Raw genomic sequence first — 18,680 nt, 5'->3', positions numbered from 1 at the left:
GAATACTAGTTTTCTCATAAAAAAAAGAACCCAACTCGGGTTCTTTCCTTCACATTGATTTTCTATGAAATACCAACAAGTTCTGCTAACAGCTCACTGACTTTAGGCAGTGGCTCGTTCTGTAAGGCTGCTACGATTTTTGAACCGATCACTACCCCATCGCACACTCGGGCAAAGCGCTGCACGTCTGCGTGGGTCGAGACCCCGAAACCAGCTAGTACAGGAATCGGACTTTTTTCCGAAATGGCTTGCAAATGCTGATCCAGCTGTTCGTTGTATTGGCGATCTTCTCCAGTGACACCGTTCACTGTCACAGCATAAACGAATCCTTCCGCTTCTTCGATCAGCGTCTGAATTCTGTCTGGAGGACTGGTCAAAGAGACCAGTGTGAGCAGCGCGAGATCCGCCGCATCAAACGTAGGCGTTACTAGCGATCGATGTTCAAAAGGCAAATCTGGAATAATCAACCCTTTCACATTTGTCGTTTTTAACTCATTTGCTAACTGTTCAATCCCATAATGAAAGAATGAATTGGCATACCCCATCAATACCAGTGGAACTTCAGAATGGATCGTTTGCAGCGCAGCAATGATCTTTTTTAAAGTGGTGCCATTGGCTAATGCCTGCATTCCAGCTGCTTGGATGACCGCTCCATCTGCGACTGGGTCTGAAAAGGGCACGCCGATTTCAATGGCGGCTGCGCCATGTGTCGTCAACAGTTCGATTTCTGCTGGCAGGCGTTCCAGTCCGTTGGCACCCGCCATGATATAAGGTACAAACAAAGGCTTGCCTTGTTTTTGGCGCTCTTTTAGTTTCATCGTCAATGTTTTGCTGGTCATTTCGCTTCCCCTTTCCGATCTTTGATTTGTTGAACATCTTTGTCCCCTCGTCCAGACAAACAGATCACTAAGCGCTCTTCTGCTGTCATCGTTGGCGCTAACTTTAAAGCATAGGCAACGGCATGAGCACTTTCCAAAGCGGGAATAATGCCTTCGATTTGAGACAAGAGATAAAAGGCGTCAACAGCTTCTTCATCAGTGACCGCGAAATACTCCGCACGCGCAATTTCCTTCAAGTAAGAATGCTCGGGACCGACCCCTGGGTAATCCAAACCAGCTGAAATCGAATAGGGTTCAATCACTTGCCCATCATCGTCTTGCAGCAAATGCATTTTGGTACCATGTAAAATACCGATACTGCCTTTCGTTAAAGTCGCCGCATGCTCGGTAGTATCCACGCCTTTTCCAGCTGCTTCAACGCCAATCAAACGAACGGTTTGATCGTTGATGAAAGGGTAAAACATTCCCATCGCATTGCTGCCGCCGCCAACACACGCAACGACTGTCGTTGGCAGTTGTCCTTCTTTTTCTAATAGTTGCCGCCGTGTCTCACTGCCAATCACACTTTGAAAATCTCGAACGATCTCTGGAAAAGGATGCGGACCGAGTACCGAACCCATCACGTAATGAGTGTCCTCGACGGTTGCGACCCAGTAGCGCAGCGCTTCATTGACAGCATCTTTCAATGTCTGATTGCCTGATGTGACTGAAACCACTTTTGATCCCAACAATTCCATTCGAAAGACGTTTAGTGCTTGCCGCTGAACATCTACCGCGCCCATAAAAATCGTGCATTCCATACCGAACAACGCGGCCGCAGTTGCTGTGGCGACGCCATGCTGCCCAGCACCGGTCTCTGCTACCACTTTCTTTTTCCCCATCCGTTTTGCTAATAAGACTTGGCCAAGTGCATTATTGATTTTATGGGCACCCGTATGATTCAAATCTTCTCGCTTCAGATAAATTTTGGCACCGCCTAAGTGTTGCGACAAGCGCTGTGCATGATAAAGGGGGGTCTCTCTTCCTACATACTCTTGTAAATATTCCTGTAATTCAGCTTGAAAACTTGCGTCCGTTTGTGCTTCACGATAGACAGTTTCCAATTGCTTGACTGCATACATCAATGTCTCTGGCACAAACTGTCCGCCAAAAGAACCATAAAATCCTGTTTTTGTGGGATACTGAGTCATCTTTTTTTCTCCTTTACTAAATGAATAAATTGTTCGATTTTCCGACTGTCTTTCTTGCCCTGGGTTTCAACGCCTGAAGAAACATCGACAGCATAAGGCCTAAAAAGCTGGATCGCCTCTTCTACATTTTCCGCGTGCAACCCGCCAGCAATAAAAAATCGCTCAGACAACGGCAACGGTTCTCTCGCCGCTTTTTGCCAATCAAAGGACTGGCCGTTGCCGCCAGCATAAGGGTGATCTCTTACTGGAGCGTCCAATAAACCAAAATCTGCATCGCAGCTCAGGAAATCTTGCTTTAAAGTTTCTGCTTCTCCATCAAAGGCTTGGAGCACTGCGATCTTTTGATGAGCAAAAACGCCCTTCTGAATGGCTGTTTGCAAAGATGGCAGAACCTTTCCATGGAGCTGAATCGCTGTCAATTGGGCGGTTTGAATTGCCGCTTGCACTTCTTCAACACTTGGAGAAACGAAAACCCCGACTTTTCCTACATTTTCGGGAACTTGCTCCGTTATCTTGCGGACTTGGGTCGGATCGATTCTCCGACGGCTTTCGGCAAAAACAAAGCCAAGGTAATCTGCTCCTGCATTGATGGCAGTTTCGACATGCAGGCGTTCGGTGAGTCCACAAATTTTCACTTTGGTCATCGACGGCTCACCTGCAAATCTGCCGCTGTTTCAACAATTCGATTGCTCCTCATCAACGTTTCTCCAACGAGGACTCCATGATAAAACGGTGCAAGCTGCAGCACATCTGCGGCCGTTCGAATACCAGATTCACTGATGTAAACCGCCTCTGACGGCTGAGGTGCTAAAGCAACACTGACATCCAAGGAAACGTCAAAAGTTTTTAGGTCACGATTGTTGACGCCGATGATTTTGGCACCTAATGCTTGGGCTTGTTGAAATTCAGCCGCATTATGAGTCTCAACGAGTACTTCCAACCCTAGTGCTTCGGCTTCTTGATACAGCGCGACGAAACGGGCTGGCTCTAACGCAGCCACGATCAATAAAACGATACTGGCACCCGCATTCTTGGCGCGAATCAATTGTTTTTTGTCGATAATGAAGTCTTTGCATAGTATAGGCACCGAAACAGCCTTACTGACTGCTTCAAGATCTGCCAGCGAGCCTTTGAAAAATTGCTGGTCGGTCAAAACGGAAATCCCGCTGACACCCGCGGCTTCATAAGCTTGCGCTTGCGTGACTGGGTCGATCGCTTGATTAATGTCTCCTTTTGAAGGTGAAGCTCGCTTGATTTCAGCAATGAGGTGCATCTTTTGTGGTCGGTCCTTGACTTGCTGATAAAATGATGGGCGTTTCGCTACGACCTTTTCGGTTTCTTGTGGCATCGCGGCAACTTCTTCAACTTTTTTCTGGATGATCGTTTCTAAAAAATCCATGATTCTCCTCCTTACAGCTTTCGTAATTATTGACTATTTGACTGGCGGATCAACTCCTGCAGTTTGTCATAGGCGGCGCCCGAAGCGATACACGCCCGTGCCATCGCAAACCCTTCCGCTATCGTGGCGGCTTTGCCGTTAGCGTAAAAACCTAACCCTGCATTTAAGACCACCGTTTCTAGATAAACGGAGGGTTGATTTTTCAACACCGCAGTTAAGATCGCCGCATTTTGAGCGGCATCCCCGCCGACGATCGCCTCGATCGGCGCTGGCGTAAAGCCGTACGCTTGTGGATCCAAAGAAAAATTGGCTACCTCTCCTCCTTGATAAAAGCTGATCGCAGTTTCACCTGCCAAATTGGCTTCATCCATTCCGTTGCATCCATGGATCACCATTGCTCTTTGCCGACCAAGACTGCCTAACGCCTGAGCGGTGTCGGCCAAGCTCTCGCCTGCGTAAGTCCCAATCAGTTGCGTAGTCAACGGAACAGGATTGATCAAGGGGCCTAATAGATTAAAAATCGTTGGCGTTGCTAATTCTTGCCGTATCTTCATCACTGCTTTCATGCCGGGATGCAACGAGGGAGCGAAGAGAAACGCGATGCCGACAGTCGTTAATAGCTCAGCGATTTTTTCTGGTGATGCTTGGATCGATACCCCCAAGCAGGCTAAGACATCGGCACTGCCTGAACGACTAGAGATACTGCGATTGCCGTGTTTTGCCATCGTGATTCCCCCAGCTGCTAACACGAAGGCCGCCGTAGTGGAGACATTAAAACTATTGGAGTGGTCGCCGCCAGTACCGCAATTGTCCATGGCGTCTCCTCCTTCATAAGGGATCGCAACGGCATGCTCTAACATGATTTCCGCTAAAGCGGTCAATTCGACGGCTGTGATGCCGTTGATCTTCATCGCAACTAACGCTGCCCCCAATTGACTTTCTGAAAACATCCCGCTTAAAATTCCTTGAGCAAAGTGGCGCATCTCCTGATAACTTAAATGACTGCCATTAAAAAGCTGCTGGGTGATTTGCTGCGGCTGCTGTATTTTGACTGCTTCCATAAATATAATCATTCCTTTCGCGATTCCGCTCAAGGCACAACACCGAATGAAAAAGTGTTGTGTTCCTAGCGGAACCTATTTCTCTTGTAGTAAACTTTTCTTGAAGAAGCCTGTATACACTACAAATCACGGGGAGGTGAGTAAGTGCGAAGACACACTTTTCGACCTTGTATAAATATATGTGTAGCTTGGCTTTTCAAGCACAACTAACTGTGACAAAGAGCACGTAAACTTATTTTTGGATAAGCGACTCGTTTGTGTAGAGCCTCGCAGTCCCTATACAGTTCTTCTTCTAAAATCTATGAAGGGAGTTTCTCACGATGTTAAAAATCGTGTACCCAAATTGTTGTGGCATCGATGTCCACAAACAGTTCGTTATCGCTGTGATCGCAATCACTGACAGCGAAGGGATTACTCAATACAAGCGCCGTCGCTTTTCAACGTTTACGAACGGGTTGAAAGAGCTGAAAAAATGGCTTGAGTTCCACTCTTGTTTTCATGTTTGTTTAGAGTCAACTGGGAAATATTGGATTCCTATCTATAACGTCCTTGAGGACGAAATGGACATCTGTTTAGCTCACCCAAAGTACGTCAAGGCAATTCGAGGGAAAAAAACAGACAAGAAAGACGCCCAATGGATTGCGGACTTATACAAACATGACTTAATTGCAGGAAGCTTTATTCCTCCTGCGAAAATTCGTCAGCTGCGGGACTTGTTTCGCTATCGAATGAAATTAACATACCTTCAAACCAGTGAAAAAAATAGATATCAGAACAGTCTCACTTGGTCAAATCTCCAAATTGCGAGTGTGGTTTCCGACGTATTTGGAAAATCAGCTCAAAAGATCATTCAAAGTGTACTGGATAATCCAGAGGAGAAACCGGATATTGCTTCGCTTATCCATCGTCGTATGAAAGCCTCTGTTGATGAGTTAGAACTCTCGATGGATGGCGAGCTATCTGAGGAACAAGCAGAAAAACTGCGTGTGATCAAAGCTCACTATGACGCGATTACCCTATGCAAAAATGATCTCGAAGAGATGATTACTGAATTAGGTAAAGAATACTCTCACCAACAAGAGTTGATTCAATCCGTTCCTGGATTTAAAAACCCGTTAACAGCGCTACGTGTCATTTCAGAAATCGGTATCGATATGAACCAATTCCCTACTGCTGGTCATCTTTGTTCTTGGGCGGGAGTCGTTCCTGCCAATAACGAAAGTGCTGGTAAAAAGTATTCGACTCGGATATCTAAAGGTGGTCGCTATCTCAAACCTTTGCTTGTTGAAGTAGCGAATGCCGTGGTGAAATCTGAAAAAAATCCCGAACATCGAAACAAATATCTACAACTTAAAAAGCGTAGAGGGCACAAGAAAGCAATAATTGCGATTGCTCGTCGGTTACTTGTGGCAATCTATCATATTCTCAAAAAAGATGAGGTATACAACCCCGCTCTTTATCACTATCAAGAATATGTCGCTCCAAATAAAAAACTGTCAATTCAAGAAGCAGTTCAATTTGCAAAAAGCCACGGGTTTCAAGTTGTTTAATTTGGTATAGACCGATAAATAACCGTTGAACCTCTTATTTTTGTGCGGTCTTTTTTCTGTAACTTAGTAAACGAATTAATCCGTATTTTTTTCAAACTTGTTCCTCCTTTTTCATTTGCTGCTTTTTGCTGATTTCTCTGAAATGAGTTCAAGAAACCGTTGGATAAAAAACGCCCCTTCGTTTGTCCCCATTGATTCAGGGTGGAATTGAAGGCCTACGATCGGCTTTTGTCGATGCTGGATCGCCATGATGATCCCTTTTGTTTCAGCCAATACCTCAAATTGTGCAGGAAGGGTCGCTGGCTCAATAACCAGCGAGTGATAGCGCATGACAGTCATGTCTCCTAGGTAGGTTTCGAATACACCTTTTTTCTGATACGTAAGGCTCGATTGCTTGCCGTGCATAATGGCTGGTGCTTGGACCACTTTGGCACCAAACGCTTCTCCAATGGCTTGATGACCTAAGCAGATCCCTAGAAGCGGCTTGCTATTGTGATATGTTTTGATCAAAGGAATCATGAATCCTGCCTCTGCGGGACGTCCTGGTCCGGGGGAAAAAATGATGCCATCTGCTTCTTCAGCAACAAGGAAAAGGTCTGGATCATCATTTCGCAAGACGACTGTTTCTTCTGGACAGAGCTGGAGAAGATTGTAAGTAAACGAATCATAGTTATCGACGAGTAAGATCATTGGCTGACACCTCCAATAGTGCTTTGGCTTTGTGTAAGGTTTCGTGGTATTCAGATGAGGGATCAGAATCATAAACGACACCCGCCCCTGCCTGGACATAAGCGATCGCGTCTTTCAAAACCATTGTCCGAATCCCGATGGCAAAATCCGCTTGATCGTTTCGAGAAAAATACCCAACGGCTCCCGCATAGACCCCTCTTCGAACAGCTTCCCATTGATAGATGCGAGTCATGGCACGAATCTTTGGTGCCCCGCTGACCGTGCCTGCTGGCAGGGTTGCTTTCAAGGCATCCATTGCCGTCACACCTGCTCTGCGCTTGGCAGCCACCACCGAAACGATATGCATGACATAGCGGTATTTCTCGATCACCATGTATAAAGGAACATGAACCGTGCCATGTTCAGCGATTCGTCCCAAATCATTGCGCCCCAGATCGATCAGCATTTGGTGCTCTGCACGTTCTTTTTCATCTGCTAATAGTTCCGCCGCCAAAGCTTCGTCTTCTGCTTTGGTTGCCCCTCGTTTGCGGGTACCAGCGATTGGATTTGTGGTGATCGTTGTTCCTTGAACCCGAATCAAGCTTTCAGGTGAACTGCCGATCACTTTGAATCCGTGATCGAAATCAAGATAATAGAGGTAGGCAGACGGATTCGTCACTCGCAGTTTTCGGTAATAGTCAAAAGGATCTTGTGTAAATGCTGCTTGCAGACGTTGGGAAGGAACCACTTGAAACATATCCCCTGCCGTAATTCGGGCTTTTGCCTCACGAACGATCGTTTCATAGGCATGTTGGGTAACATTACTTGTAAAATGCAGCTTTTCATTCGATAACCCACGGGTCTCAGCTGCGACCGGTGTCCTTAATTGCTGCTGCACCGCTTGGAGTACCTGCTTCATCTCGGCGGTCCCCCTTTGGCTGTAGCAATTTTCAAGGATGATCGTCAAGGTTTCCCTTTGATGGTCCAGAACGAGAAAGGTTTCAAAAAGCCAAAAGGCCATATCAGGCACCTGCAATTCATCTGCGGGCAGTTGTCCAATATCTTCATAGCAAGCTGCGATATCATAGCCCGCATACCCGATCGCCCCACTTTGCAACGGCAGATTCGGTAAAGCGGTGGTTTCTTTTTTGACTACATACCGTTCCATTTCTTTTAAAGGGTCCTGACAGGGATACTTGTTGACCGTTTTTTCCAAAAGATCCTCCACTTGAAAAACACCATCCTTAAAGGTCAGTTTCTGAACAGGATCAAAGGTGAGGATCGAATAGCGTCCCGTATCTTCTTCTCTGGGAATACTTTCCAGTAAACATTTATGCGCCCCTTGAATCCGTAAAAACACTGAGACAGGTGTCAAACAATCGCTGTTGATTCGTTCCATTCGATACATAAGCTGCTCCTTTCTTTGTAAACAAAAAGCCCTCAAGCAAACATCATAAAAACGTCTGCTTGAGGGCGAATGACCGCGGTACCACCTCAATTGAAAGTTGCCTAAAAAAACAACTTCTTCTCTATCAACCGTCTAACAACGGTCTTCCTCTATAACGGGAGTTCCCGCATTTTCCTACTGCCAAAAAAAGGGTTCAAAAAATGATCGGCTAAGGCCATTTCCTTGATTTCTTGGTATCGGACTCTCATCACCGCCGACTTTCTGTAACCAAAAAAGACTCAAGTACTTCTCTTAGTTTGATTTTACGTTTATTTTTCTATTGGTTGAAGGGCAAGAAAAACAAAAAAGCCCTCATGCAAACAAACTCGTCTGCATGAGGGCGATTACTCACGGTGCCACCTCAATTGGTTCTCTAGATCGTCTATCAACGATCGTTCTCTGTAACGGGAGATCCCGAAAAAAGCCTACTGATTTCAGCCTTTCGACACAAAAGTCCATTTCTGAAGCGTCAATCTGCTGATTTACACCACCATCAGCTCTCTGCAAGACGAACGTCCTCATACTTCTCTTTTGTTTGGTCTTTACTAGTTATTGGTAGCTATATTACGTGGCTTTTGCTGATCTGTCAACAGAAAAAAGCGAATTTTCTTTTTTTGTCTCCTTTTGACAATACAAGAAAACAACCTACAATGGGTTGCCTTAACCAAAATAAAAAGACATTCTTTAGGACAAAAATCTCCTTCACTTCTTTCAGCGTACTTAATTATAGCTGCTACTCTATTTAAATAATATTCGTTTTTTTATAACCCTTACGTGAAGATCAAAGAGTGAAAACTTTGCTATAATTTTGCCAAAAAATCGACATTTTTCCAAAATTTTCATAACATCATGAAAAAACAGAATTGTTATTTGAAATATTCTTCTATATGATTGAACCGAATGTAAGAAAGGGTGATTAAATGCACATAGACAAATTATATTTTTCCACCTTTATTTATAAAATGAGCTGCTTAGAATTTACTTACTCTCTCATTCAATCCAATGAGAAAAAAGTCGAATTATCCGAGGAAGAACAAGCAGAAATTGAATGGATCATCAATTCTGCGCTCCATCGAAAACTCTACGCCTCTCGCAAAAAGAGTCTTTTTTCCTCAAAAATAAAATTGTCGAAAGAAAGTTATTCTATGTATTTGCGAATGAAGAAATACGAACACATGATAGACCTCTAACCGTTAAAACACATAAAACAAACGCATTCCTTTAGACAGTTACTCAGAAGGTTGCCGATCCCATCTTTTTTAATAAAAAAAACATCATCCAGTGAATTGGAAATAGCAAAACTTGTCTTTTTCGTATAAAATCAAAAAGAACACGAAAGAGTTGTCTTTCATCAAAACAGTCAATGTGACTCTTTTGACCTTCAAGACTCGGAAAGGAAGTTTTTGTCATGGATGGGATGATGAAAAAAATCATTACGGAGAAGGATTTATTACGTCAGATCCTTCTCTTGGAACAACTGGCGAATCACAAAATGATCACTGCCAAGCAACTAGCAAAATTGATCGATACGACGGAGCGAACCGTTTTTTCCGATCTAACCTATATTCGCCAACAATTGCCTGATGGTTGGCAGATCGATGCTGCCAGTAGTGGCTTTGCTCTGACCCATGATGGGCCATTGTTGATGAGTCAGCTCTGGGAAACGTTTTTCCCTCAATCGATCGGTGTTTCTTTGATGAAAGCATTGCTTTTTTCCAGCGAACTCCGTACGCAAGATATTCTTAGCCAAACAGGGACATCCTATGAGACCTTGCGACGACATGTGACAAAATTAAACAAAAGTCTCACTGATTTTTCGTTGCGGATTCGGATCACCAATCGCATGATCCGCTTTGAAGGAAGTGAGATCAACATCCGTGTTTTTTTTCATCGCCTGTTACTGCCATACACCCATAACAATTACTTTTTTGAGGAATATACGATTCATGAGTCTCACTATTATCATTTCTTGGATCGCTTAGCAAAAGCCAAGCTGCAGATCGAAGTGGAACAAATCTACGGTACCTGCTGGTTTTTTATCAATACGATTCGCATCAAAGCCAATTGCCGTATTGATTCCTTTGAATTTCAGGGGGACGATCCCCTTTATAGCCTTTTCCAACAGCCATTAAGCCAGCTGTATCAAAAAGAAGGCGTTTATTTAGAACGCAGCGAACACTTCTTTAGCTTCTACTGCTTCTTAGAAAGTTGGAACTACAATAACGACTGGTCCGCAACGATCCAAGCAACCCTTGAATCCTACCAAACCATTTATCAGAAAACGACCCATTTTGTTGGAAAACTAGACCGCTTGTTGCAGTTGTCTTTAGCTAGTGATACACAACTGATTGAGAATCTACTGTTGCTTTTGATCAAATCGCAAGAGTCAGCCAAGCTCTCAGAATTGTTCGGGCTCGAATTTCACGAGATCCAACGGTTAAATCAACCCTATTCGCTATCGATCGAAGCGACGATCCATGACTTTTTAGAAGAGCAAACAGCCAGTCAATCGGAAATGAGTTTTCCATTATGGTCAACCACCACCTTACTGATCCAACAAGCGATTTTACAGATCAATCCCATTCGCGCAAAAGGGTATTTTGTTTTCCAAGGTGAGCCTGCCTGGAAAGCTTATCTCCTGCAAGAATTGAATGACTTCCTCGGTGCCCGCATCCTTTTATCGGCGATCGAGCCTGGTCAACTAGAAGCGTTGGCGGAAATCGAGGTTGATTTTATTCTCTCAAATTTCCCTTTAGAGGAAGTATCTGTTCCAGTTTTTTACTTATCGATGGTACCAACGAAAAATGAGCTCAATCAAGTGACTGAGCTCATCCAAACCTATTATTTAAGCTATCGCTAGAATCATCAAGCTGCCGCTACTGCTTCACTGGAGCGGCTTTTTGCCGTCCTTGCAGCTTATTCGTAATAAATTTCTCACCCTCAACGACTGCGAAAAGGAGTGCGCCGTTAGCAGCGATACTCAACTGCTGCATCAAGGTCAAAGAACCGATCCCTAAAAGCTGGTGTCCTAGAGGGGTTAGGAAAATCGCTGCCTGTAATACGATCAGCAGTGAAAGAGAAACGAATAGCGCTCGGTTGGCAAACAGTTGGCGATTCAAGGCTGGCTTGACCAGCTCACGACAGTTCAACAAGTAGACCGCTTGGGCAAAGACGATACTTTGCAGTAGCATACTTTGCTGAAGGACCGTTCCCTCAAATTGAACCGCTAAGACGTAAGAAGGAATCATGATCAACAGCGAGACGTAGAAGATGCGGAACAAGCTGTACCAAGACAAGATGCCTTCTTTGATTGGCCGTGGTGGTCGATTCATGACATCCGCACTTGCCTTTTCAAAACCGAGTGCGTAAGAAAGCGTGATCGTTGTCACCATATTTACCCATAAAATTTGGACAGGTGTCAGTGGCAGTGGTCGGTTCAACAAGAGTGCCGCAATAACGATCAATCCTTGGGCAACCGCAGTTGGTAAGAAGAAGTTGATGGTTTTCTTCAAATTATCGTAGATTCGACGACCCACTCGGACGGCATTGGCGATCGTATGAAAATTATCGTCTGCCAAAACCATATCGGCTGCTTGCTTGGTTACTTCACTGCCTTTGATCCCCATAGCGATCCCAATATCGGCTTTTTTCAGCGCTGGTGCATCGTTTACGCCATCACCGGTCATTCCGACGATCTCTTCATTCGCCTGCAAAGCACTAACGATCCGTAATTTATGCTCAGGGGTCGTTCGAGCAAAGATGTCTGTCTTTTGAACTGCTTGCTGCAATTCTTCCTCCGACAACAGATCGATTTCTAGCCCTTCCAACACGTGATTCGTGTGCTTCAAGCCAATTTGCTTGCCGATGGCTTGAGCGGTCTTGCCATGGTCTCCTGTGATCATTTTGACTTGGATGCCCGCTTGCAAGCACTCTTTTACCGCTTTGATGGCACTGTCTTTCGGAGGATCAATGATACCAGCGATCCCGACAAAGGTTAAATTGGTTAGCCCTTCGTGGGACAAGGACTCCTGTGCCGACAGCGTCAGATGCGCAAAGCCGATCAGCCGCTGCCCTTTCGCTGCTAATTTTGCACTTTCATCTAACCACCATTGCTTTTGATCTGAAGTCAGTTGGCTTTTCTCAAGCAACACTTCGGGCGCACCTTTGACAAAAACTACCGAGGCATTCGGCTCTTCTTGATTTTGATGGCGTGTTGCCATGTACTTGTAAGAGGAACTAAAAGGAATCTTATCGACTGTTTTACGCAATGGTTGCTGCGCTGATTCTGCGTATTGTAACAAGGCTTTTTCGGTTGGGTTCCCAACGAGATCCGCAGCCTTTTGTCCTTCGTCTTGCTTCAAGTCTTGACAATTTGCCATGATATCAAGCACCGTTGCTTTATCCACGTTTGACTCAACTAAAACATCGACGACCGTCATTTCATTTTTGGTCAAGGTTCCTGTTTTGTCTGAACAAATCACCGTCATGGCACCTAGTGTCTCCACTGATGGCATCGTTTTGATGATTGCTTGCTCCTCAGACATTTCCTTGACACCCATCGATAAAATCATGGTCAGCACGGCTGGCAAGCCCTCAGGAATCATCGCTACCACTAAGGCGATACCTGATGAGAACAAGAGATCAAGATCAAAGCCGTAGCGGAAGGTAGTAAAGAAGATCAAGAAAACCACTAATCCGATAATGCCTTTAAAGATTTGGTGATTCAATTGCTTCATTTTTTTGATCAACGGGGTTTCTTGCGCTTTCACAGACTGAATTGCTTGATTGATCTGGCCGATTTGTGTATCGTCGCCTGTTTCAACGACGATCCCGCTGGCAGTTCCGCTTTCTACATGGGTACCAGAAAACGCCATGTTCCGCTGGTCACCAATTGTACTTTCTTGAGTAATAGGCTCGGTCATTTTTTGAACAGGCTCAGATTCGCCAGTTAAAATCGACTCTTCAATCACAAGATCATGGGTTTCGATCAAGCGCATATCTGCTGGTACAACATCTCCTGGTCCTAAAACGACTAAATCTCCATTTACTAAGGAAGAAACAGCAATTTTCTTCTTGCGGCCGTGAACATAAATCGTTGCTTCTTGCCCCATGAACTGCTTCAATCCATCCAGTGATTCTTGGGCTTTACGCTCTTGCCAGTAGCCGACGAATCCATTGATGACGACGACCGCCATAATAATGCCGCTTTCGATATAATCACCAGAAATCCCTTTTAAGACGGCTGCGACGATCAAGACCAACATCAGTAAGTCGGTAAAGTGCTTGCCGACTTTCTTCCATGTGGGGATCTGCGCTGCCTCAGTAATTTTATTTTCACCTTGCTTTGCTAAACGCTGGTTGCGTTCTTCGGAGGAAAGGCCCTGCCGTGTTGTTTGCAACGTGTGTAAAAGTTCTTCTGTTGTGTTTTTGTACCAATTCATATTTTTTTCCTCCTTGTTTATTTATTTGATCTGAACATAGTATAAGACATTGAAACCATAAAATTCTGGCGATAATTTCAGCGGGGCCTGAAAAAAATGAGTGCTTTTCTTAAAGGGGAAGAGCGGCTTGGTCGCGTGGCTTCACACAACCAACTGAAAACGTCCGTTGATTGTTTTTGCAGGTGGAATCAAGTAAACTAGGACACACCCAATCAATTTCTATCTGTCCCATCATCCAAAGGCAAGATAGACGAAAGGAGCCAAAGAAATGGCAATCTATACCGATACAAAAATCGCTCAAGGACCTTTTCTTTTCATTTCTGGTCAAACGCCGTCGCAAGACGGAGCCACACCTGAGGACCCGCAAGAGCAAACAACCATCGTTTTGAAAAAGATCGAACAGCTTCTATCAGCCAATCAGTTGACTTGGTCATCAGTGGTCAAAATGACCGTCTTTTTAACAGATGCTGCATACTTAGCTGCTGTCCGTACGGCGTTTACAACTATTTTGGCAGAAAACAAACCAGCCATGAGTCTCGTCATCGTTGCCGGCTTGGTTGCCCCTGAATTTAAAGTAGAGATTGATGCACAAGCTACCTTGGCTTAAGCACAGAGAAAAACACCAAAAAAACTTCGTACAAAAGGCAGTAGCCAATACGAAGTTTTTTTGGTGTTATCTTCTTATTCAGTCCTATTTGAAGCGTCTGATTCAGTCTTTTTTTGCCACTGCTCCACAAAACCAGCGATGGCTTGAGCAGTCTGTTGAGCATTCACTAAGGTTCGCTTTTTCTCCATCGCTTCTGTCAACGAAATCGGACCTTGCTGGATACAAAAGACGGCAGATAGTAGTTGCGGCAGTTTTCCTAGATCGTCGCTTCGGGAGCCGCAGATGGCAACAACCGGGACCTGATGTTTGTGGGCGAGCAACGCGACGCCATAGGGTACTTTTCCCCCAGCGGTTTGCCCATCGATGCGTCCTTCACCCGTGATCAACAAATCTGCTTCTTTGATTTTTTCCTCAAATCCAATCAATGAAGCGATCGTCGCAAATCCTGGAACCAATTGACCACCTGCCAAACGAACAGCACCACCAAGCCCACCTGCAGCACCAGCGCCAGGGACTTCCAGATCGATCCCCGTGGTCCGCTTGATGTGCTCAGCCAAGCGCTTTGCCTGCTGATCCAACTGCTGGATCGTTTCTTGGGATGCCCCTTTTTGCGGACCAAAAACCTGCGCAAATCCCTGATTGCCAAAATAGGGATTCGTTACATCGGCCAATGCAAACAGGTCAATTTGTGCAAGCAGAGGGTTCAACTGGCTGAGCGCCAGAGATTCTGCTTGCAGCAAAGGATTGTTTTCCATCCGCTCGTTTCTTTGAATGGTTGCTCCTAGCGCAAGTAAAAAGCCTACGCCCCCATCAGAAGTGCCGCTACCGCCAAGGGTCAGGTAAATTTTTTTCACTCCTTGCCTGCAAGCTGCTAAGACCATTTGGCCTAAACCAAAAGAAGAGCTATTGCGGGTGGTCTCGTCACTAGGTTCCACGAGTTGCAACCCAATCACTTCTGCAGATTCAATCAGGGCAATTTTTTCTTCCTTGATTTTGGTGACCAACATACGGGCTTGCAACTTACCGCCTAATGGAGCGGTCACTGAAACCGTTTCGTAATTGCCTCCCAGCGCAGCAATGACTGCTGCCATTGACCCTTCTCCCCCATCAGCGATTGGGATACTGCGTGTTTCCCACTGGTCTGAAAACCCGCTTAAGACCGCTTGATTTAGTTCTGCGGAAGTGGCACTTCCTTTGAAGGAATCGATCGCTGCTACAACTTTCATTTTTCTACCTCTCATTTACGATCATCTCTTTCCCAAAAGTTGGAATACTTCGCCTTATAATCAACTTGTAGTTAATTAAATCAACCAAAAATTAACTAGCAATCCATTGTAAGTCATCTCTTATCCTCTTATGATAGAAGTATACCAAACAAACCTATCGGAGGTGCACTATGGACTTACCAATTGGCGAGGAAATCGCTCGGAGAAGAAAACAACGAGGTATTACCCAGCAAGAATTAGCAGTGTTTATGAATGTGTCCAAAGCATCCGTTTCGAAATGGGAAACGGGACAGTCTTATCCAGATATCACCTCGCTGCCCTTATTAGCAGCGTATTTTGATTGCAGCGTCGATGAATTATTGATTTTGGACTCGCAGCTATCTCCTAAAGAGATCCAGCGAATCTATCAATTACTAAAAGACGCCTTTCAAACAAAAACACCAAGCGAAGTCCTCGCGCTGGCACAAAGTTTTACCAAACGGTATTACTCTTGTTACCCGTTCTTGTTACAGATGGGCTCATTTTACTTAAATCATTGGGATCTTTTGCCAGATGTCCCTGTAGCAGATAGCACAGAAGGGCACCCCTCTGAAGAAGCCTTGATGGAAGCGAAGAAAACTACCTATTTGAAAGAAGCAGAAATCCTTTATCAACGGATCATTGCGCATGGTGACAATGCGTTGGCACAACAAGCGCAACAAATCGAAGCCTATTGTCTGCTGATGAGAAACAAGCCCGATGAGGTCTTGGCGATCCTTGGCACGAAAACGCTCTCTTTCTTACCTAGCGAACCGTTGATTGCCGCCGCATTTCAGCAAAAAAATCAGTTGCAGCAAGCTGAGATTGTGACGCAAAGTGCGATTTATCAATACTTGATTCTTTTTATGAGCTTACTGACAAATTATTTGGCAATGCTCACACAAGACGAGGAGCAACTGGAAAAAACCTTTGCACGTGGGCTGGCACTCAGCGAGAGCTTCCAACTGGCCCAGCTGCATCCCCTTTCTTTACTGAATTTTCTAGCCGCTGGGATGGTTTCTTTTGCCGCTTTGGGAAAAGAAAGCTTATTGCTGCAAGCATTAACGCTGTATGTGAAAACATTAGCAGACACGCCTGAGGAAATCGTTTTGAAAGGAGACGATTATTTCAACAGCATCGATGAGTGGATCAGCGAATTAGAATTAGGTAGTCAGATCCCGCGGAACTCAGACAATGTCAAAAAACAATTTCTCGAAATCGCGCAGTTCACACCATTATTTGAACCTTATCTGAAGCAACCACTATTTGAAGAATTATTTCAGCAGCTGCAAAAACTGTCCGAACAAGAAAATGAGCCACAAAGGAGGGCTTCACATGAATAGTGTTTCACTAAATATACCAGAAAATATGTCTGATTATTTGCCCGTACTGATCCCCTTGATTGTTTTGCAATTGGTCTTGATCGTCTTGGCGGTTCGCGATATTTTAAAACAAGAACAGTTTAAATTCGGCTCCCGCATTCTTTGGCTTATCATCGCCTGTTTTGTTAGCCTGATCGGTCCTATCCTTTATTTTGCTTTCGGAAAAGAGGACCAACAATGAAGATGATCGAGATCAACCATTTATCCAAGCGTTTTGGGCGCAAACAAGTGCTGCAAGACCTAACCTTTTCGGTTCCAAAGGGCAGCGTCGTGGGGTTTGTCGGGGAAAACGGCGCTGGCAAAACAACGACCATGAAGGCGATTTTAGGATTGCTCCCCATTGATGAAGGCGAAATCACCGTTTGCGGCGAAGTGGTGCAATTCGGCTCAGCCAAGACCAATCGCTGGATCGGCTATTTACCAGATGTACCGCAGTTTTACTAGTTTATGACAGCTGTAGAATATTTGACTTTTTGCGGAAAGATCCAGCCCAATCAAGAACCTTTTCAGCCTCAGCGGGTGATGGAGGTCTTAGAATTGGTAGGCCTGGAAGCTTCGAAACAAAAAATCGCTGGCTTTTCTCGCGGCATGAAGCAGCGTCTTGGATTAGCTCAAGCATTGATCAACCGACCAGCTATCTTGATTTGTGATGAGCCGACCTCTGCACTCGATCCTTTAGGTCGCAAGGCCTTTCTTGATGTATTGGCTAAAATCAAAGAAGAAACGACAGTTCTTTTTTCATCCCATATTCTCGCAGATGTCGAGCAACTGTCAGATTACATTGCGATTTTGCACAAAGGTCAGATCCAGGCGTTTGAAACGATGGATTCCTTAAAAAAACGTTATCGAAAAACCGCCTTTGGGATTGTCTTTACCAACGAAGGTGACCATTCGAAATTTGCCAATCTGTTAGCATCCCACGGCATTGCGGCAGAAAGAAAGAACAATCAATTACTGATCGACGAAACTGCCGACACGAATGTTGGAAAGCAGTTGCTGCGATTGCTCAATGAACAACAGATAGTACCTGAATCCTTTCAACGGATCGAACCGACTTTAGAGGCGATTTATTTGGAGGTGATCAAATGAAGGTGTTTCTTGTTTTCTTAAAGAAAGAATTTCTCGGCGGTCTTCGCAGCAAAAAATTGCTGATTTGTTTGATTATGTTTGCGCTGATTGGTATGCTCTCTCCCTTTAGCGCGAAAATCATGCCCGATTTGATGGCCAGTATGATGCCAGAATCGATTGAGATCACGATTGCTGATCCGACTGCGATCGATGCATGGCTGCAGTTTTACAGCAACATTGGAACGATTGGTCTGTTGGTATTTGTAGTTCTTTTTACGGATACGCTCTCTGCCGAAATAGCCCAAGGAACCTTTATTCAGCTGATTACGAAAGGATTACCGAAAACGACGATCGTCTGTGCCAAAGCTGGCTATTTAACGATTCTGTGGTCTTTGAGCTACCTCCTAAGTGCCAGTGTCAGTGCTTTTTATACCTTGATCTATTTCGATGACTCCAGCGCTGCCCAAGTCCCTAGCGCATTGTTCAGCTATTGGCTGTTTGGTTTATTAGCAATCAGCATCCTGCTGCTAGGTTCCAGCTTTGCTAAAAGTATCTATCAAGGTTTGTTGTTTATTGGCGTCTGTTATCTGATGGGCATGTTAGGCAACCTATGGAGTCAAGTAACAAACTGGAATCCTTATTCCCTTTCCAGCCAATTTCCTAACTACTTAACCGACCAAATCAAACTAGGGGAACTGCTGCCAGCGCTGCTGCTGAGTTGCTTATTGATCATCAGCTGCCTAGAGGGGGCTATTGCTGTTTTGAGAAAAAGAAACTATTAAA

Annotated in this window: 15 protein-coding genes, 1 pseudogene and 2 other annotated features; of the genes and pseudogenes, 7 read left to right on the top strand and 9 right to left on the bottom strand. The window is 44.8% G+C overall.

Annotated features, from left to right (window positions below):
• Nucleotides 1–62 precede the first annotated feature (62 nt).
• Genes trpA through trpD form a run of 5 tightly spaced genes read right to left on the bottom strand, consistent with a single transcriptional unit; the run spans nucleotide 63 to nucleotide 4,489 of the window.
• Nucleotides 63–839 carry a tryptophan synthase subunit alpha gene (trpA, locus tag IGI96_RS13930; RefSeq protein ID WP_005225741.1) on the bottom strand — a complete coding sequence of 259 codons (777 nt, stop codon included), beginning with the start codon at nucleotides 837–839 and terminating at the stop codon, nucleotides 63–65.
• Entirely contained in the window at nucleotides 836–2,029 is a 1,194-nt protein-coding gene (gene trpB / locus IGI96_RS13925; RefSeq protein ID WP_438785227.1) for a tryptophan synthase subunit beta, read from the bottom strand. The genes trpA and trpB overlap by 4 nt, the downstream gene beginning before the upstream one ends.
• On the bottom strand, nucleotides 2,026–2,673 hold the full coding sequence (locus tag IGI96_RS13920; protein ID WP_375838621.1) for a phosphoribosylanthranilate isomerase: 648 nt from the start codon (nucleotides 2,671–2,673) through the stop codon (nucleotides 2,026–2,028). The genes trpB and IGI96_RS13920 overlap by 4 nt, the downstream gene beginning before the upstream one ends.
• A complete protein-coding gene (gene trpC, locus IGI96_RS13915; protein WP_375826327.1) occupies nucleotides 2,670–3,428 on the bottom strand; it encodes an indole-3-glycerol phosphate synthase TrpC in 759 nt (252 codons plus the stop codon). Before trpC ends, IGI96_RS13920 begins: the two co-directional genes overlap by 4 nt.
• A 26-nt stretch (nucleotides 3,429–3,454) precedes the next feature.
• The gene (gene trpD, locus IGI96_RS13910) at nucleotides 3,455–4,489 is read right to left on the bottom strand and encodes an anthranilate phosphoribosyltransferase (RefSeq protein ID WP_375838622.1); all 1,035 of its coding nucleotides are present in this window, start codon (nucleotides 4,487–4,489) and stop codon (nucleotides 3,455–3,457) included.
• 320 nt (nucleotides 4,490–4,809) lie between these two features.
• Between trpD and IGI96_RS13905 the strand changes: the two genes are divergently transcribed.
• On the top strand, nucleotides 4,810–6,039 hold the full coding sequence (locus tag IGI96_RS13905) for an IS110 family transposase (protein WP_438785009.1): 1,230 nt from the start codon (nucleotides 4,810–4,812) through the stop codon (nucleotides 6,037–6,039).
• A gap of 111 nt (nucleotides 6,040–6,150) precedes the next feature.
• Here the strand turns inward: IGI96_RS13905 and IGI96_RS13900 are convergent, their stop codons facing one another.
• Both IGI96_RS13900 and trpE read right to left on the bottom strand, forming a co-directional pair.
• Nucleotides 6,151–6,729 (bottom strand): anthranilate synthase component II, encoded by a 579-nt coding sequence (locus IGI96_RS13900; protein WP_016610323.1) that lies wholly within the window; start codon nucleotides 6,727–6,729, stop codon nucleotides 6,151–6,153.
• Nucleotides 6,710–8,116, bottom strand: a complete 1,407-nt coding sequence (trpE, locus tag IGI96_RS13895) for an anthranilate synthase component I (RefSeq protein WP_034858051.1) — start codon at nucleotides 8,114–8,116, stop codon at nucleotides 6,710–6,712. Before trpE ends, IGI96_RS13900 begins: the two co-directional genes overlap by 20 nt.
• Nucleotides 8,117–8,174: 58 nt before the next feature.
• Nucleotides 8,175–8,422: a binding site (T-box leader), on the bottom strand.
• A gap of 66 nt (nucleotides 8,423–8,488) precedes the next feature.
• Nucleotides 8,489–8,701 (bottom strand) — a binding site (T-box leader).
• Between the two features lie 862 nt (nucleotides 8,702–9,563).
• Here trpE and IGI96_RS13890 point away from each other — a divergent pair.
• Entirely contained in the window at nucleotides 9,564–11,015 is a 1,452-nt protein-coding gene (locus IGI96_RS13890) for a helix-turn-helix domain-containing protein (RefSeq protein WP_375818875.1), read from the top strand.
• Nucleotides 11,016–11,031: 16 nt separating this feature from the next.
• On the opposite strand, the gene IGI96_RS13885 is transcribed toward IGI96_RS13890, so the two are convergent.
• Nucleotides 11,032–13,596, bottom strand: coding sequence for an HAD-IC family P-type ATPase (locus IGI96_RS13885; protein ID WP_123833876.1), 2,565 nt, complete (start codon nucleotides 13,594–13,596; stop codon nucleotides 11,032–11,034).
• A gap of 268 nt (nucleotides 13,597–13,864) precedes the next feature.
• On the opposite strand from IGI96_RS13885, the gene IGI96_RS13880 reads away from it, so the two are divergent.
• Nucleotides 13,865–14,203 carry a RidA family protein gene (locus IGI96_RS13880; protein WP_005225730.1) on the top strand — a complete coding sequence of 113 codons (339 nt, stop codon included), beginning with the start codon at nucleotides 13,865–13,867 and terminating at the stop codon, nucleotides 14,201–14,203.
• Nucleotides 14,204–14,277: 74 nt separating this feature from the next.
• On the opposite strand, the gene IGI96_RS13875 is transcribed toward IGI96_RS13880, so the two are convergent.
• Nucleotides 14,278–15,429 carry a glycerate kinase family protein gene (locus IGI96_RS13875; RefSeq protein ID WP_005225729.1) on the bottom strand — a complete coding sequence of 384 codons (1,152 nt, stop codon included), beginning with the start codon at nucleotides 15,427–15,429 and terminating at the stop codon, nucleotides 14,278–14,280.
• Between the two features lie 170 nt (nucleotides 15,430–15,599).
• On the opposite strand from IGI96_RS13875, the gene IGI96_RS13870 reads away from it, so the two are divergent.
• The 4 genes and pseudogenes from IGI96_RS13870 to IGI96_RS13855 all read left to right on the top strand — a co-directional run bounded on the left by IGI96_RS13870 (nucleotide 15,600) and on the right by IGI96_RS13855 (nucleotide 18,679).
• Nucleotides 15,600–16,790 carry a helix-turn-helix domain-containing protein gene (locus IGI96_RS13870; protein WP_087627298.1) on the top strand — a complete coding sequence of 397 codons (1,191 nt, stop codon included), beginning with the start codon at nucleotides 15,600–15,602 and terminating at the stop codon, nucleotides 16,788–16,790.
• On the top strand, nucleotides 16,783–17,010 hold the full coding sequence (locus IGI96_RS13865; RefSeq protein ID WP_115232206.1) for a PLD nuclease N-terminal domain-containing protein: 228 nt from the start codon (nucleotides 16,783–16,785) through the stop codon (nucleotides 17,008–17,010). Before IGI96_RS13870 ends, IGI96_RS13865 begins: the two co-directional genes overlap by 8 nt.
• Nucleotides 17,007–17,918 (top strand): annotated as a pseudogene (locus IGI96_RS13860) (ATP-binding cassette domain-containing protein). The gene IGI96_RS13865 and the pseudogene IGI96_RS13860 overlap by 4 nt, the downstream one beginning before the upstream one ends.
• The gene (locus IGI96_RS13855; RefSeq protein ID WP_375838623.1) at nucleotides 17,915–18,679 is read left to right on the top strand and encodes an ABC transporter permease subunit; all 765 of its coding nucleotides are present in this window, start codon (nucleotides 17,915–17,917) and stop codon (nucleotides 18,677–18,679) included. The pseudogene IGI96_RS13860 and the gene IGI96_RS13855 overlap by 4 nt, the downstream one beginning before the upstream one ends.
• The last annotated feature ends 1 nt before the right edge of the window (nucleotide 18,680 follow it).

Origin of the sequence: Enterococcus sp. DIV0421 (assembly GCF_051713745.1) — a bacterium.
Classification (GTDB): Bacteria; Bacillota; Bacilli; order Lactobacillales; family Enterococcaceae; genus Enterococcus_D; species Enterococcus_D casseliflavus.
Note: the sequence above shows the minus strand (reverse complement) of the source record. Positions and strands in the feature narration are given on the sequence as shown.

Excerpts from the sequence above, each read along its gene's own strand:
- trpA (WP_005225741.1), bottom strand. The coding sequence starts at position 839 with ATGACCAGCAAAACATTGACGATGAAACTAAAAGAGCGCCAAAAACAA.
- trpB (WP_438785227.1), bottom strand. The coding sequence starts at position 2,029 with ATGACTCAGTATCCCACAAAAACAGGATTTTATGGTTCTTTTGGCGGA.
- IGI96_RS13920 (WP_375838621.1), bottom strand. The coding sequence starts at position 2,673 with ATGACCAAAGTGAAAATTTGTGGACTCACCGAACGCCTGCATGTCGAA.
- trpC (WP_375826327.1), bottom strand. The coding sequence starts at position 3,428 with ATGGATTTTTTAGAAACGATCATCCAGAAAAAAGTTGAAGAAGTTGCC.
- trpD (WP_375838622.1), bottom strand. The coding sequence starts at position 4,489 with ATGGAAGCAGTCAAAATACAGCAGCCGCAGCAAATCACCCAGCAGCTT.
- IGI96_RS13905 (WP_438785009.1), top strand. The coding sequence starts at position 4,810 with ATGTTAAAAATCGTGTACCCAAATTGTTGTGGCATCGATGTCCACAAA.
- IGI96_RS13900 (WP_016610323.1), bottom strand. The coding sequence starts at position 6,729 with ATGATCTTACTCGTCGATAACTATGATTCGTTTACTTACAATCTTCTC.
- trpE (WP_034858051.1), bottom strand. The coding sequence starts at position 8,116 with ATGTATCGAATGGAACGAATCAACAGCGATTGTTTGACACCTGTCTCA.
- IGI96_RS13890 (WP_375818875.1), top strand. The coding sequence starts at position 9,564 with ATGGATGGGATGATGAAAAAAATCATTACGGAGAAGGATTTATTACGT.
- IGI96_RS13885 (WP_123833876.1), bottom strand. The coding sequence starts at position 13,596 with ATGAATTGGTACAAAAACACAACAGAAGAACTTTTACACACGTTGCAA.
- IGI96_RS13880 (WP_005225730.1), top strand. The coding sequence starts at position 13,865 with ATGGCAATCTATACCGATACAAAAATCGCTCAAGGACCTTTTCTTTTC.
- IGI96_RS13875 (WP_005225729.1), bottom strand. The coding sequence starts at position 15,429 with ATGAAAGTTGTAGCAGCGATCGATTCCTTCAAAGGAAGTGCCACTTCC.
- IGI96_RS13870 (WP_087627298.1), top strand. The coding sequence starts at position 15,600 with ATGGACTTACCAATTGGCGAGGAAATCGCTCGGAGAAGAAAACAACGA.
- IGI96_RS13865 (WP_115232206.1), top strand. The coding sequence starts at position 16,783 with ATGAATAGTGTTTCACTAAATATACCAGAAAATATGTCTGATTATTTG.
- IGI96_RS13855 (WP_375838623.1), top strand. The coding sequence starts at position 17,915 with ATGAAGGTGTTTCTTGTTTTCTTAAAGAAAGAATTTCTCGGCGGTCTT.